Origin of the sequence: Lentimonas sp. CC4 (genome assembly GCF_902728235.1) — a bacterium.
In the GTDB taxonomy this organism is placed as follows: domain Bacteria; phylum Verrucomicrobiota; class Verrucomicrobiia; order Opitutales; family Coraliomargaritaceae; genus Lentimonas.
The window spans coordinates 768,293-781,176 of record NZ_CACVBO010000001.1 but is presented as its reverse complement, the minus strand read 5'-3'; the positions used below and the strand labels follow the sequence as shown (position 1 = coordinate 781,176).

Here is a 12,884-nt window from a genome sequence, read left to right as displayed (position 1 = left end):
ACTAGTAGTATGTCTCAAAAACGCATCATTCGTATCGGTCTTCTTGGTTTCGGCGTCGTCGGCCAAGGGGTTTGGAAAAATATCGAAAAAAACCGTCAGGCTTTGGAGTTTCGCTTGGGCGCTCAGCTCGCCATTACCGAGGTGGTGGTCAACAATCTGTCAAAGGAGCGTGAGGTGGCGGTGCCAGCGGAGTGTTATTCCGATGATCCATCCCGCGTGGTGGATAATGCTGAGATCGACATCGTCTGCGAGCTAATGGGCGGCACGGGGGAGGCGCTTGAGCTGACACGTCGGGCGTTGCAACAGGGCAAGATCGTGGTGACAGCCAACAAGGCGCTCATCTGCGAACATGGTGAAGAGCTGTTCAAGATCGCGAACGAGAATGGTGGCCACTATTTCTATGAAGCATCGGTTGCCGGTGGTATCCCGATCATCAAGACGATTCGTGAGGCCTTAGTCGCGAATCGCTTTAAGTTGATTTTCGGTATCCTGAACGGCACTTCCAATTACATTTTGACACGCATGGAGCGTGAGGGATTAAGTTTTGACGAGACACTCGGCGATGCACGCAAGCTTGGTTATGTCGAAGCGGACGAGGCGCTTGACCTCGATGGTATTGATGCCGCGCATAAGGCGGTGATCCTTGCATACTTGGCGCATGGCAAGTGGGTGAAGCTTAACGAGATCATCTGTGAAGGCATCCGCGAGATTTCTGGCACAGATATCGAGATCGCTGGCCAGCTTGGCTATAAGATTAAATTGCTTGCAGTGATCGCACGTGATTTCGAGGCGAATAAATTGTCCGTGCGCTTGCACCCTGCCTTGATCGCGAAGAGCGAAGTGATCGCGGGAGTGGATGAAGTCTATAACGGTGTCAGTGTGACTGGCGATGTCGTCGGCACGACGGTGTTGATTGGCCGTGGTGCTGGGCAAGATGCGACATCTAGTTCTGTGATCAGTGACATTGCGGATGCCGTGTTCATGTTGCAGGGCGCGCCGAAGCCAGTGATTTCTGAGGAAGACGAGCAGGTTTACCAGCAATTGGCGGATGGGCTGGAACTCGCTGCACCTGGGGATTTGTCGGGGCGCTATTATCTGCGCATTCACGTGAAGGATGAAGAGGGTGTGTTAGCGAAGATTTCGAATATACTGGCCACGCACCATATCAGCTTTACGACGGTGAACCAGAAGGAGCTCAAAGATGGTAGTGCGCTGATTATGTTGACGACTCATAAGAGTAGCGAGACCGCCATCGCGACTGCCAAGGCTGCGTTGGCCGCTGAGGCAGTGGTTGTAGAGCCGCCAGTTAGCTTCCGTATCTTCGATCCGAGTTGCTAGCGACTGCGGTGTTTGGATTTTCGACCGTGCATCATGGCGCAAGATCTGCTTGTCTTGCGCTATGTTTGATTTGAATGCTGCTTTGGCTGAGTTGCCCGTCGTTGAATTTCAAGATGGGGATATGATTCTTGCAGAGGGAAAGAAGACCAATGGTCTTTATTTCTTGAAGTCTGGGCAAGTCGCAGTGGAGCGCGATGGCGAGCGGGTGACCGACATCAGTGAATACGGCTTCGCGTTTGGCGATGTGGCGATCTTATTGGATGGGCCTGCGTTGACGGATACGCGTGCGGTAGGAGCTGTGAGCTTGCATTTCGTGAGTGATGCGGAAGCGTTCTTATTGGAGCGACCGGAGCTGATGCTCCATCTTGCGCGTGGTATGGCGCGCAAAGTTCATTTTATGGCAAGCTACTTGACTGACATCAAAAAGCAGTATGCGGAGGATGGTAGTCACCTCGGCATGGTGCATGAGGTCTTGGACTCGTTCTTACATACGAAGCACTAAGCTAAAAAGAGTAGTTAGAAGTTGGAAGGTGGAAGGTGGGAGTTAGAAGCTGAGCATCAGCGCTTTATAGCCCCTTCACCGCTCGCCAATTGTTGCACCCAAGGGCATAATAAAGTGTCGCTGGGCTCGGTAGGCGGCGTCACGCTCGGCTGTAAGCGCTTCATTGCTAAAGGCTCACTTCTGGCTCTTAACTTCTAACTCCTGAATATAGCATTAATACTGATTCGGCTATCGATCACATTTCCTAGCCGTGGGTGAGCAGCTGCATTCGATAAGCTCATGCCAAGTAAGCAAGTCACCTATGATTTTAGGCTCAAGCCTTGGTAGGTGTGTCACCCTAGTGGCTGGCGTTGCAGCGGCATGGTCAGCTCGGCTTGCTCTGCTTCGGCGGCTGACATCCACATGGCTTTGTTGTTTTCGGTATCGATCACGGTGAAGCAGGGAATGCTACCAATTTGTTTACCGCCGTTAAACACCCATGCGCCGTGCATGTGGTCGATCCAGGAGCCGTCGGCGTAAAAGGGCGCGTTATGAATATGCCCGCCGAGCACGAGTTCGGGGCTAAAGCGCTCGATCCATGTGGGAAGTGCCTCGTCGCCAAAATCGCGCTTGCCGCTCCATGCGACTGTCGTGCCTTTGGGCGGTGCGTGATAGACCCAGATCCAGCGTTTGCCGGCTGCCTCCACTTGTTGGGCGATCAGTTGCTGCTCAATGGCGTCGCGTTGTGTCTCGTCCTCCCACCACGGAATCATGCTGAAATAGAACGCACCTTGCTCGAAGTGATCGCCATCGGCGAGATAGACATCGCCCTGTTTGTCGCGTAGCCATGCGGCCTCACGGGTCTGCGTCTCGTCTTTGCTGAGGATGTCGTGATTGCCAGAGCAGACGAGGATGGGAGCCTGTGGCGTGAGGCGTTGTAGATATTTGCGCACCACGATGATTTGCGCTTCCAATGGCACGATGGAGGCAATGTCGAGCAGATCGCCTGCGACGACGACGAGGTCGAAGCGGTCTGCGGTGTCGTTGAGCCAGTCCCATTGGCGTAGGGTATAGTGTAGATCGGCAACGAGCAGTATTTTCATTTACAATATAGGACGGCTTAGAGGGCGGTTCGAGAGGGGCGGGAGCCTCAATAAGTGGAAATAGCTGCGATAGGTCAAAACGCTTTTGATGAAAGATGGCAGGGACGCTTAGTGTCTTGACCGACGATGGTAGGGTGAGTCATGATGTTGACTGGTTATGATGCTTAGAATTTTACTATTAGGTGCCTTGCTCGGCTACGGTCAGATGTTCGCAGCGGAAACGTGGACTTTAACGGATAAGCAGGGGCGCGATATCGTAGTCGATAAGCTCTTTTATGATGGAGTGGAACTCTCTGTGCGCCGTGTCGGTGCGTATAATAAGATCAAGATCGCGCCTGAGTTATTGTCGAAAAAATGTTGGGCGGAAATCAGTAAAGAGATGGCGAAGGATGCTAGGATTACCCTCGAGGTGGTGCGGCGCACTAAGACATCGACGGATACCGATCGGAACACCAGCACTGGTTATTACACTTACACCGATGAGGAGAAGGAGGTGAAGAAGGCGAATTATTTCGAGATGAACCTAGGGTCCTCCTCTCATTTTGTGAGTGATTTGAGGGTCGAGTATTTCATCATATCAGAGGGAGAGGTGGATTGTGGGCGACTGTTTGAGCAGGTGTCTTTTGCTGAGCCAGTAGAGACGCAGGTCTCGAAGGTGGTCTCGCATACTGAAAGGAGTTTTAAATCTTCGTATGGTTATAGCAGTAGCTATAAATCTGGTGACAGTAAGGCGGGTATTGTGGTTCTGGTATACAATACGGCAGGGGATGTGGTTGCAGAGTATGCCACTTCAAATAAATTAATGGAGGAGTATCGAGGGATGGCAAATTCCCTGCGCAATCGGATGAAGGCGAAGCCCAGCAAAAAGAAGAACAAGAATAAAAGTAGCCCAGGGGAGCCTGTCGCGCACAAGCAAGTGACATTCGATAAAGATTTGCTGTGATTTGATCGCCAGCGGTTGTGTCGCTGGAATTTGTATCATTGAGGAGTGTGGTTCATCGGGAGCCATTTCTCGGGCGAGTGGAATTCTCTTCCAGGTAGCGAAGTCTGTTCTTGAAACTTGTCTAACCTAGTATTCCTTTCTGCACTCTCTTTGCTTTTAGCGTTTACGTTTTTTCAAATTTTCAGCTTTTTTAATCATGGCACTCATCGTTCAAAAATACGGCGGCACATCGGTCGGCGATGTCGATCGCATCAAGAATGTAGCTCGTCGAGTGAAAGAAACACGTGACGCTGGTAACCAGGTCGTTGTCGTCGTGTCAGCTCGTTCGGGTGTAACCAATGATTTGATCGCACGTGCAAAGGCGCTGAATCCATATCCAGATGAGCGTGAGATGGACATGCTGCTCACTGTCGGCGAACAAGAAACGATCGCTCTGACGGCGATGGCGCTCCATGCGTTAGACGTGCCTGCGGTTTCTCGCACGGGCGGACAAGCGGGTATCTTGACTGATATTGCACATACACGTGCGCGCATCACCAGTATTTCTGGTGGCGACATTCAAGAGCAACTAGATGCTGGCAAGGTGGTGATCCTAGCGGGCTTCCAGGGGCACAGTCCTGAAGGTCAGATCACTACGCTCGGTCGTGGCGGTTCGGATCTCAGTGCGATCGCCATTGCTGCGGCACTTAAGGCAGACCTCTGCCAAATCTGCACGGATGTAGACGGTGTTTACACCGCAGACCCGCGTATCGTGCCGGATGCGAAGAAGCTCGATGAGATTTCTTACGAGGAAATGCTCGAACTCGCCAGCAGCGGGTCGAAGGTTATGCAAAATCGTGCGGTCGAGTTCGCGCAAAAATTTAATGTCATATTTGAAGTCCGCTCCAGTTTTAACAACAACCCCGGAACTATCGTGAAAGAAGAAGTAGCCTCTATGGAAGACGTCGTGGTGAACGGCGTCGCACTTGATAAGAACCAGGCAAAGATCGTTGCAAGCGATTTGCCAGATCGTCCCGGAACTGCTGCGAAGCTGTTCAAGGCATTAGCTGATGCGAATATCAGTGTGGATATGATCGTCCAGAATGTCGGTCGCGATGGTAAGGCGAACATGACCTTTACTGTGCCACGCGAGGATATTTACCGTGCCGAAAAGGTCGTGACTGAGTCGTTCCCAGGTGAAGACAGCGGTAAGCTGTTCGAAGCCAATGATATCGCCAAGGTCTCTGTTGTCGGTGTCGGCATGCGTTCGCACTCTGGTGTGGCGGCGAAGCTGTTCGATGCGCTCGCGGATGCCAGCATCAATATCCAGCTCGTCAGCACCTCTGAAATTAAGATCTCGGTGGGGATTGATCCGAAGGATGCGGAAGAGGCGACTCGCGTGGTGCATGCGGCCTTTGGTTTAGGCCAGTAGTTGTTTTTTTCAGTTTAAGTTTTTCGAGAAATCGTCGCGCGTAAGCGGGCGATTTCTTTGTTGAGTCAGGGCGGCACTTTCTCAGTAATGGGTGTCTTGTCCTATTCTGTTTTATTCGCCTGTTCTATTCTGAAGGTGCGCCGTTCGATACGCCGTGTATTGGTGTTCTGCGGTGTGTGTGTGGTGGCGAGTTCGTCGATGGTTGCGAATAATGTGACTTTTCCGTCATTTCAGTCCGAGGCGGGGTATTTGGCGACGCTCTTGGTTAATGAGGTATCTTTCCCAGGGGAGCGTGGCTACATCAGTGAGGCTGACGCGAAGCAAGGTATGGCGAATATACTATTGGTCTTGGATGCGCGGATTAAATATGTGCCTGTGCCTTATAAGCGTGTCGAGATCGCCCAGACCAGTTCGGCGAGGTTGTTGGATGTGATGACGGCTGGCGGTTTGCATGGTCAGATCGAGGGATTTTATCGTGACGCTAGTGGGGCGGCGGTGGTGGTGCCGCGGATACAGCAGCGTATGACCTACTTGATGAAGATTGCTGAGGATGGTGCACCAGGGCGTTTTGCGAGTTTGCTCAACTATGCTGGCAGTATTGCGTCGGGGTATATCGCACATCTCAATCGGCCAGAGAATTTGTTTATCGATCTCCGGCAGGTGCATGGCACGCCTGTGACGGGGCGCGCGTATTCGTGGATGACGGATCGGCACAACTTCCATTCTGGTGGTAACTTTGTTCGGATTCCGAATGACCAGAACGGCTCGCTGGCGGGGAACCGCTTCTTCACTTTGAAAGACTTAAATCGCTAATGAAAACCCTGGTTGCACTTTTCCTTCTCTCTTGTTGTTGCATGGTAAGTCTCTCCGCTGCAAAGGCCGCGCCGTTTGATCAGACCTATGGCTATGAGCTGGTTCGCTATCTCTACCGCTGGCATATGGATGACGCTGTGTTGGCTGAGACTTTGAAGAAGACGGATACGATTGATTTACACTATCGCTATTTGGAACCAACGCGCGACGCGGGCGATGTGTCTGAATATTTAGAAATTGTGTTTCCGCTGACTAAGCTGGTGGTGCTTATGAAGCGCTCGGAGTATACGATCGAGAAGCTGGATGTTGAGCTGAAGGATCCTTATTTCAAGGTGCAGTCGGCGCAGCATTATCGAAATTTAGAGTGGGATGCGTCGCGCTATGAGTGTCTCAGTTACGACTACGATGAGATGATGGCGTATTTGTTTCGCACGCGTAATGATCAGCAGTTTCCCGATGAGGCGACTTTGAATCGTTTGCGTAACGAGGCACGGCGTGTGTTTCAGGCCGAGGGGCATCATGTGGGGCGGGTAGGAGCTGAGGATGCAGTGCAGATCGCGTATGTGGCTCCGATTTCAATCGTTTCAAATGACCTATGGTTCTATTGGGTGAATGGGCGCAAGTTCATTTGCTTCAGTGCGGATCTACATCATTCGCATCCACGGTTTTGGGAATTTGCCAATCTGAATGTGGAGATCATTGATGCGGATGAGCAGATCGTCGTCTCACCGATGGAGAAAAAGTCGCATGGTTATTTCACCAAAGACTATGTCGGGCGCATCTTATTCAACTGTATTATCCACGGGAAGCAGGTGCGCTACTCCAAGGGGCGGGTGGTCGATTCAGCGGAGTAGGATTCGTTGATCGTGCGGTTCGCTAGGATGCTCAGCGTAGTTGCTGCGGCAATCTTCAATTACCGCCGAGCAGTTTTCTTGTGCCAGCCTAAGATCAAGGCTAGGAAGAGTGGTGCGCCGACTAGCCAGCCTAGAAGTAGGCTGCCGCTGAGTTCGGTGATGCCGTATCCGATGATGATCGATGGTAAGAGTGCGATGCCAGGGCACATGCCTGGGCCTGCGCAAGCGCCAGTGGAGCAACTGTCTTTTTCTGTATTCATGTGGGTTGGAGGTGGGGTAGAGAGCGTTATTCCTAATACTGGCTCTATTTGTGCTGTTTTATAGTATGTCAGTAGGTTGATTCGCCGAGCTTGATAGTTTTGTTATTGTCGCAGGAGGCTTGGGTGTCATGGGTGATTGTTCGAGTTCTTATTTGTTATGGGTATGCAGTGGATTAAATCTTTCTTTGTTGGGGCGGTAACTGTGCTGGTTGCTTTGTTTTGTGCAGCGTGTGCGAAGGAGGAGGCTGTCGAGGTTTCTGGCTTATCGGTGTGGTGCACTGTGCAGCCGCAGGCGTATTTTGTGGAGCGAATCGGCGGTGGTTTAGTCTCGGCTGAAGTGTTGGTGCACCCCGGACAAAGCCCTGAAATGTATACGCCGAGCGCTGCTCAGGTGGCGCAATTGGCGCGCGCGGATGTGTATTTTGGCATCGGAATGCCGATTGAGGCACCGTTGTTTGAACGTATGGAATCGTCGATGTCAGGGGTGCGGGTCGTGCAGACGGGCGGCGAGATTGCGGCGCCGTGCAGTCATCACGGGCACGATCACGGGCACCATGGCCATGATCATGGTGACCATGATCCGCATATCTGGCTCGATCCGGTGCAGATGGTTGATGTGGTAGAGCATATGCGCGATACGTTGATCGAGATGCAGCCGGAGTCGGCGGAAGTGTTTCGGAGCAATGCGGAGGTGTTGATCGCTGAATTGGTAGCGCTCGACGTGGCGTTACGGGAGCAGTTGGCGCCTTATGCGGGGCGAGCATTTTTTATTAACCACCCCGCGCTGGGGCATTTCTCGGAGCGCTATGGCTTGGTGCAGATGTCGATCGAGCAGTCGGGCACTGCGCCGTCGGCTGCGCGTGTGGCGGATTTGATTGCACAGGCACGCGAGGCGCAGGTTGGAGCAATTTATACACAGCCTGAGTTTGGGCGGACGACGGCGACGATTTTAGCAGATGCGCTAGGTGTGCCAGTGGTGGAGGTCGTTTTACTGCCGACAGACTATATCGTTGGGCTGACTGAGATAGGCAATGCGCTTGAAGGGGGCTTTAGTAATGAGTGATTGTGGCGCGCATACGACATGCGGTTGTGAGCACCATTCAGGTGAGCCAGTGATTTGCTTTGAGGGTGTCTCTTTCAGTTACGGGCGTTCGCTGGTGGTGGAGGATGCAGACTTTGACATATATAAAGGCGAGTCGGTCTGTGTGGTTGGGCCAAATGGGGGAGGGAAGTCGACCCTGTTGAAGTTGATGTTGGGTTTGTTGCAGCCAGATCAGGGTAAGGTGCACTTGCTCGGCGATGCGCCGAAGCGATCGCGTTCGCGTGTCGGCTATGTGCCGCAGCATATTGATTTTGACCCGTTGTTTCCGGTATCGGTGCTCGATGTGGTGCTGATGGGGCGTTTGACGCGGCGGAGTTTTGGCTTTTGCAGTCGTAAAGATACGGCGCGTGCTCTTGAGGCGTTGGAGCAGATGGGCTTGGCGGATCGCGCGCTGGGTTCCTTTGCGGCGTTGTCGGGGGGGCAGCGACAGGCGGTGTTGATCGCGCGTGCCTTGGCTGCGGAAGTGGATGTGTTGCTGTTGGATGAGCCGACGGCGCATGTGGATGTGGCGGCGGAGGAGCGCTTGTTGAATAGCTTGAAGTCGCTGCGCAAGGATTTGACCTTGGTTACGGTGTCGCACGATTTGGCCTTCGTGTCGCGTTCGGTGCCGAAGGTGGTCTGTGTGAATCGTTGTGTGCATGTGCACCCGACTGCGGAGTTGACGGATGAGCGCTTGAGGCAGTTGTATGGTTTTGAGATGCGCATGGTGCAGCATGATCATGAGCATCTGGATAGTCACGGAGGGCATCATCACTCTTAGAGGGCTGAGGGCTGAAACTTGAGAGCTGAGGCTTTACGGCTGAAAAATTGAATTACTCATGGTGAATTTTTTACAGGCATTGATGGATCCGGATCTGGTGTTTTTGCGCTACGCGTTGTGCTTGGGGCTGATTGGCAGTATTCCGCTCGGTGCTGTGGGCACCTTTGTGGTGGCACGGCGGATCAGCTATCTGGCGGCGGCAATCGCTCACTCGGCGCTCGGTGGGATCGGTGCCGCGTTGTATTGTCGTAGTGTCTATGGTTGGGAGTGGTTGCACCCGATGTTCGGTGCCTTAGTCATTGCGTTGGCAGCTGCAGGCTTGATCGGCTGGGTGTCGTTGCGCTCGCGGCAACGCGAAGATGCGTTGATTGGCTCGATTTGGGTAACGGGCATGGCGGTGGGCCTGCTCTTTATTGCTCGGACTCCGGGATACGTCGACCCGATGGCCTACTTCTTTGGGGATATATTATTGGTGACGGCATCGGATCTGTGGATTGCGGGCGGCGTCGGCGTCTTGATTCTCGGGATACTGGGGCTTTGGCATCGGCAGATCATCGCGGTGTGCTTCGATGCGGAGTATGCATCCATTCGTGGAGTGCGCTCTGACTGGGTCTATATGTTGCTGTTAATGCTGACCGCGTTGACGGTCGTGATTATGGTTTCATTTGTCGGGATCGTGCTCGTGATCGCGCTATTGACGCTGCCGCCAGCGATTGCGGCACTGGGCGCTCGGAGTCTGTGGCGCATGCTGTTTGTGGCAATTATACTAAACGTAGCATTCGTTTTCACGGGTCTGGGGCTGAGCTTTTCGCTGGATTTGCCGAGTGGGCCGTCTGTTATTCTGATCGCAGCGATCACCTATTTAGTGGTGAATGGATTTTCGCGGCTCTGTGGCGTGCGGAAATCTAGTAAATGAGCGGTTTTCGCGTGGTGCTTATTTTTTTGAAATAAGTGTTGACGGGGCTAGGGGCGGGGAGCATTTTCGCGGACTTTCATTTTTCCACGCTCTCTGCGTGGGGAATGGGATAGCTCTTTTAACAGTCTTTGCTAATGCGCCCTTGTAGCTCAGTGGTAGAGCGCATCCTTGGTAAGGATGAGGTCGGCGGTTCAATCCCGCTCGAGGGCTCCAGCATAAACATAATAACAATCTCTCAACACTAAATAACATCAATCATGGCTAAGGAAACATTCGAAAGAACAAAACCACACGTCAACGTCGGCACTATTGGCCACATTGACCACGGTAAAACAACTACAACGACTGCTATTCTTAAGGTTCAAGCAGACAAGGGACTCGCGCAGTTCAAGTCTTATGCTGATATCGCTAAGGGTGGCACAGTTCGTGACGCTACTAAGACAGTTACGATTGCTGTTGCACACGTTGAATACGAAACAGAAAAGCGTCACTACGCACACGTTGACTGCCCAGGTCACGCTGACTTCGTTAAGAACATGATCACAGGTGCTGCCCAGATGGACGGCGCGATCCTTGTTGTTTCTGCTTCTGATGGCCCTATGCCGCAGACTCGCGAGCACATCCTTTTGGCTAAGCAAGTTGGTGTTCCAACGATCGTTGTTTGGTTGAACAAGGTTGACCTTCTTGATGACGAAGAGCTTCTTGAGCTCGTCGAAATGGAAGTTCGTGACCTCCTTTCTAAGTATGACTACCCTGGTGATGATATCACTATTGTTCGCGGTTCTGCTACAGCAGCTCTCGAAGACAAGCCAGGTGGTGCGGATGCGATCACAGCTCTTATGGATGCGATCGACACAGATATCGCTGAGCCTGCTCGCGAAATCGACAAGCCACTTCTTATGTCTGTTGAAGACGTTTTCTCGATCACAGGTCGTGGAACAGTTGCAACAGGTCGTATCGAGCGCGGTGTTGTTAAAGTTGGTGAAGAAATCGAGATCGTTGGTCTTGGTGACACAATGAAGACCACTGTTACTGGTGTGGAAATGTTCCGCAAGCAGCTTGATCAAGGTCAAGCGGGTGACAATGTTGGTATCCTTCTTCGTGGTATCGATAAGGAAGCGATTGAGCGTGGTCACGTGATCGCTAAGCCAGGCACAATTACACCGCACACAACTGCACTTGCAGAGCTTTATGTCCTTTCTAAGGATGAAGGTGGTCGTCACACTCCATTCTTCGACGGTTACCGTCCACAGTTCTTCTTCGGCACAGCCGACGTTACTGGTATCATCAAGTGCCCAGAGGGTGTTGAGATGGTCATGCCTGGTGATAACCTTACGGTTACTATCGAGCTCGGTAAGAAGATTGCTATGGAGCCGGGGCAGCGTTTCGCGATTCGTGAAGGTGGCCGCACTATTGGTGCTGGTCGTATCACTGAGGTTATCAAATAACCTGAGTTAGGCCGATTACAGTTTCTGCCGAGGGCTCTTCTAGGGCTCTCGGCTTTACTGTCTTAAACTGAACTTTAGTTCAAAAATTACAGGAGAGTAGTTCAATTGGTAGAGCAACGGTCTCCAAAACCGTAAGTTGTGGGTTCAAGTCCCTCCTCTCCTGCCATTTTAAAGTAAAATGAAAAATCCATTCACAAGCATCCGTCTCTTTTATAAGGAGACGATGACCGAGCTCAAGAAGGCCTCTTGGCCGAGCAAGACAGAATTGCGTGACTCGACGTTCGTTGTCCTTCTCGCCACTGTTATCCTTGGCTCCTTTATCGCACTGACCGATTTCTCGCTCATGAATGGTGTCGAGCTGCTGACCTCATTGGTTCGCTAGCGTTTCGCCGAATCCTCGTTGGTTTCAGGCACTTTTAATTTTTTTCAGATCCAGACGTAAATATGTCTAATTCATTCTCAGGTCCCAATTGGTTCGCCGTCCAGACTCTTTCTAATCAAGAGGGCAAGGCGAAGAAATACCTCGATAAGTTCATCTCGATCGAGGAGATGGAGGACTATGTCTTTGAAGTGCTCATGCCTACCGAGACCGTAACGGAGGTAAAGAGCGGCAAGAAGAAGACAATTACGCGTAAATTCTACCCAGGCTATATTTTCGTTAATATGCGCCTGTATGATGATGACGGCAACTTGTTGCAGAAGCCTTGGTATTTCGTTCGCGAAGGCCACGGTGTCATCAATTTCGTTGGTGGTGACCGCCCAAATCCGCTCAAGAAGAGCGAGATTGAGCGCATTATCAACCAAGTCCAGGAAGCCGAAGGCAAAGAGAAGCCTAAGATCGAATACGATATCGGTGAAATGGTTAAGGTTAACGATGGTCCATTCATGAACCTCGTTGGCAAAATCGAGGAAATCGACCCTGATAAGGGTAAACTCAAGGTTTCCGTATCTATTTTCGGGCGATTCACGCCTGTTGAACTTGAATACTGGCAAGTCCAGAGAACAGAAGAAAGCTAAACAGCCATGTCTAAAAAAGTAATAGGACAAATTCGCTTACAACTGCCAGCAGGTGCAGCTAACCCAGCCCCTCCGGTTGGTCCAGCTCTCGGTGCGCAGGGTGTAAACATCATGGGCTTCTGTAAGGAGTATAACGCGAAGACTAAAGACCAGGCGGGCATGATCCTTCCTGTTGTCATTACAGTCTACGCTGACCGCTCTTTCAGTTTCATCCTTAAATCTCCACCAGCAGCTGTTCTTCTTAAGAAGGCCGCTGGCATCGCCAAGGGTTCTGGTGTGCCAAACCGCGACAAAGTCGGTTCGGTGACACGCAAGCAGATCCTTGAGATCGTTGAGATCAAGAAGAATGATCTGAATGCTACAGATGAAGATGCTGCCGTTAAGATCATCGAAGGCACTGCGCGTTCGATGGGTCTTGAAGTTGCAGGATAAGATTTT

The 12,884-nt window shown here is 51.8% G+C and carries 15 protein-coding genes and 2 tRNA genes; 15 read left to right on the top strand and 2 right to left on the bottom strand.

The window, feature by feature from the left end:
• Positions 1-9: 9 nt before the first annotated feature.
• Positions 10-1,338 (top strand): homoserine dehydrogenase, encoded by a 1,329-nt coding sequence (locus GZZ87_RS03465; RefSeq protein ID WP_162027381.1) that lies wholly within the window; start codon positions 10-12, stop codon positions 1,336-1,338.
• Positions 1,339-1,399: 61 nt separating this feature from the next.
• The gene (locus GZZ87_RS03460) at positions 1,400-1,840 is read left to right on the top strand and encodes a cyclic nucleotide-binding domain-containing protein (RefSeq protein WP_162027380.1); all 441 of its coding nucleotides are present in this window, start codon (positions 1,400-1,402) and stop codon (positions 1,838-1,840) included.
• Positions 1,841-2,172: 332 nt separating this feature from the next.
• On the opposite strand, the gene GZZ87_RS03455 is transcribed toward GZZ87_RS03460, so the two are convergent.
• Entirely contained in the window at positions 2,173-2,922 is a 750-nt protein-coding gene (locus GZZ87_RS03455) for a metallophosphoesterase (RefSeq protein ID WP_162027379.1), read from the bottom strand.
• A 157-nt stretch (positions 2,923-3,079) separates the two neighbouring features.
• On the opposite strand from GZZ87_RS03455, the gene GZZ87_RS03450 reads away from it, so the two are divergent.
• From GZZ87_RS03450 to GZZ87_RS03435, 4 genes are all read left to right on the top strand, one after another.
• The gene (locus GZZ87_RS03450; protein WP_162027378.1) at positions 3,080-3,865 is read left to right on the top strand and encodes a hypothetical protein; all 786 of its coding nucleotides are present in this window, start codon (positions 3,080-3,082) and stop codon (positions 3,863-3,865) included.
• Positions 3,866-4,061: 196 nt separating this feature from the next.
• The gene (locus tag GZZ87_RS03445; RefSeq protein ID WP_162027377.1) at positions 4,062-5,276 is read left to right on the top strand and encodes an aspartate kinase; all 1,215 of its coding nucleotides are present in this window, start codon (positions 4,062-4,064) and stop codon (positions 5,274-5,276) included.
• Between the two features lie 87 nt (positions 5,277-5,363).
• On the top strand, positions 5,364-6,089 hold the full coding sequence (locus GZZ87_RS03440; protein ID WP_162027376.1) for a hypothetical protein: 726 nt from the start codon (positions 5,364-5,366) through the stop codon (positions 6,087-6,089).
• Between the two features lie 41 nt (positions 6,090-6,130).
• Complete coding sequence (locus GZZ87_RS03435; protein ID WP_162027375.1) at positions 6,131-6,943, top strand: hypothetical protein; 813 nt, start codon at positions 6,131-6,133, stop codon at positions 6,941-6,943.
• Between the two features lie 59 nt (positions 6,944-7,002).
• On the opposite strand, the gene GZZ87_RS03430 is transcribed toward GZZ87_RS03435, so the two are convergent.
• The gene (locus GZZ87_RS03430; RefSeq protein WP_162027374.1) at positions 7,003-7,203 is read right to left on the bottom strand and encodes a hypothetical protein; all 201 of its coding nucleotides are present in this window, start codon (positions 7,201-7,203) and stop codon (positions 7,003-7,005) included.
• A 163-nt stretch (positions 7,204-7,366) separates the two neighbouring features.
• Here GZZ87_RS03430 and GZZ87_RS03425 point away from each other — a divergent pair, with 163 nt between their 5' ends.
• From GZZ87_RS03425 to rplK, 9 genes are all read left to right on the top strand, one after another.
• Positions 7,367-8,266 (top strand): zinc ABC transporter substrate-binding protein, encoded by a 900-nt coding sequence (locus tag GZZ87_RS03425; RefSeq protein ID WP_162027373.1) that lies wholly within the window; start codon positions 7,367-7,369, stop codon positions 8,264-8,266.
• On the top strand, positions 8,259-9,065 hold the full coding sequence (locus GZZ87_RS03420; protein ID WP_162027372.1) for a metal ABC transporter ATP-binding protein: 807 nt from the start codon (positions 8,259-8,261) through the stop codon (positions 9,063-9,065). The genes GZZ87_RS03425 and GZZ87_RS03420 overlap by 8 nt, the downstream gene beginning before the upstream one ends.
• A 58-nt stretch (positions 9,066-9,123) precedes the next feature.
• A complete protein-coding gene (locus tag GZZ87_RS03415) occupies positions 9,124-9,981 on the top strand; it encodes a metal ABC transporter permease (protein WP_162027371.1) in 858 nt (285 codons plus the stop codon).
• A gap of 138 nt (positions 9,982-10,119) precedes the next feature.
• A tRNA-Thr gene (locus tag GZZ87_RS03410) sits at positions 10,120-10,194 on the top strand.
• Positions 10,195-10,238: 44 nt separating this feature from the next.
• Positions 10,239-11,429 (top strand): elongation factor Tu, encoded by a 1,191-nt coding sequence (gene tuf, locus GZZ87_RS03405; protein WP_162027370.1) that lies wholly within the window; start codon positions 10,239-10,241, stop codon positions 11,427-11,429.
• Positions 11,430-11,519: 90 nt separating this feature from the next.
• Positions 11,520-11,595: transfer RNA gene (locus tag GZZ87_RS03400), tRNA-Trp, on the top strand.
• 12 nt (positions 11,596-11,607) lie between these two features.
• On the top strand, positions 11,608-11,811 hold the full coding sequence (secE, locus tag GZZ87_RS03395) for a preprotein translocase subunit SecE (RefSeq protein WP_162027369.1): 204 nt from the start codon (positions 11,608-11,610) through the stop codon (positions 11,809-11,811).
• A 62-nt stretch (positions 11,812-11,873) separates the two neighbouring features.
• On the top strand, positions 11,874-12,446 hold the full coding sequence (gene nusG, locus GZZ87_RS03390; protein WP_162027368.1) for a transcription termination/antitermination protein NusG: 573 nt from the start codon (positions 11,874-11,876) through the stop codon (positions 12,444-12,446).
• A 6-nt stretch (positions 12,447-12,452) separates the two neighbouring features.
• The gene (gene rplK / locus GZZ87_RS03385) at positions 12,453-12,878 is read left to right on the top strand and encodes a 50S ribosomal protein L11 (RefSeq protein WP_162027367.1); all 426 of its coding nucleotides are present in this window, start codon (positions 12,453-12,455) and stop codon (positions 12,876-12,878) included.
• Positions 12,879-12,884: the final 6 nt, after the last annotated feature.

Excerpts from the sequence above, each read along its gene's own strand:
- GZZ87_RS03465 (WP_162027381.1), top strand. The coding sequence starts at position 10 with ATGTCTCAAAAACGCATCATTCGTATCGGTCTTCTTGGTTTCGGCGTC.
- GZZ87_RS03460 (WP_162027380.1), top strand. The coding sequence starts at position 1,400 with ATGTTTGATTTGAATGCTGCTTTGGCTGAGTTGCCCGTCGTTGAATTT.
- GZZ87_RS03455 (WP_162027379.1), bottom strand. The coding sequence starts at position 2,922 with ATGAAAATACTGCTCGTTGCCGATCTACACTATACCCTACGCCAATGG.
- GZZ87_RS03450 (WP_162027378.1), top strand. The coding sequence starts at position 3,080 with ATGATGCTTAGAATTTTACTATTAGGTGCCTTGCTCGGCTACGGTCAG.
- GZZ87_RS03445 (WP_162027377.1), top strand. The coding sequence starts at position 4,062 with ATGGCACTCATCGTTCAAAAATACGGCGGCACATCGGTCGGCGATGTC.
- GZZ87_RS03440 (WP_162027376.1), top strand. The coding sequence starts at position 5,364 with ATGGGTGTCTTGTCCTATTCTGTTTTATTCGCCTGTTCTATTCTGAAG.
- GZZ87_RS03435 (WP_162027375.1), top strand. The coding sequence starts at position 6,131 with ATGGTAAGTCTCTCCGCTGCAAAGGCCGCGCCGTTTGATCAGACCTAT.
- GZZ87_RS03430 (WP_162027374.1), bottom strand. The coding sequence starts at position 7,203 with ATGAATACAGAAAAAGACAGTTGCTCCACTGGCGCTTGCGCAGGCCCA.
- GZZ87_RS03425 (WP_162027373.1), top strand. The coding sequence starts at position 7,367 with ATGCAGTGGATTAAATCTTTCTTTGTTGGGGCGGTAACTGTGCTGGTT.
- GZZ87_RS03420 (WP_162027372.1), top strand. The coding sequence starts at position 8,259 with ATGAGTGATTGTGGCGCGCATACGACATGCGGTTGTGAGCACCATTCA.
- GZZ87_RS03415 (WP_162027371.1), top strand. The coding sequence starts at position 9,124 with ATGGTGAATTTTTTACAGGCATTGATGGATCCGGATCTGGTGTTTTTG.
- tuf (WP_162027370.1), top strand. The coding sequence starts at position 10,239 with ATGGCTAAGGAAACATTCGAAAGAACAAAACCACACGTCAACGTCGGC.
- secE (WP_162027369.1), top strand. The coding sequence starts at position 11,608 with ATGAAAAATCCATTCACAAGCATCCGTCTCTTTTATAAGGAGACGATG.
- nusG (WP_162027368.1), top strand. The coding sequence starts at position 11,874 with ATGTCTAATTCATTCTCAGGTCCCAATTGGTTCGCCGTCCAGACTCTT.
- rplK (WP_162027367.1), top strand. The coding sequence starts at position 12,453 with ATGTCTAAAAAAGTAATAGGACAAATTCGCTTACAACTGCCAGCAGGT.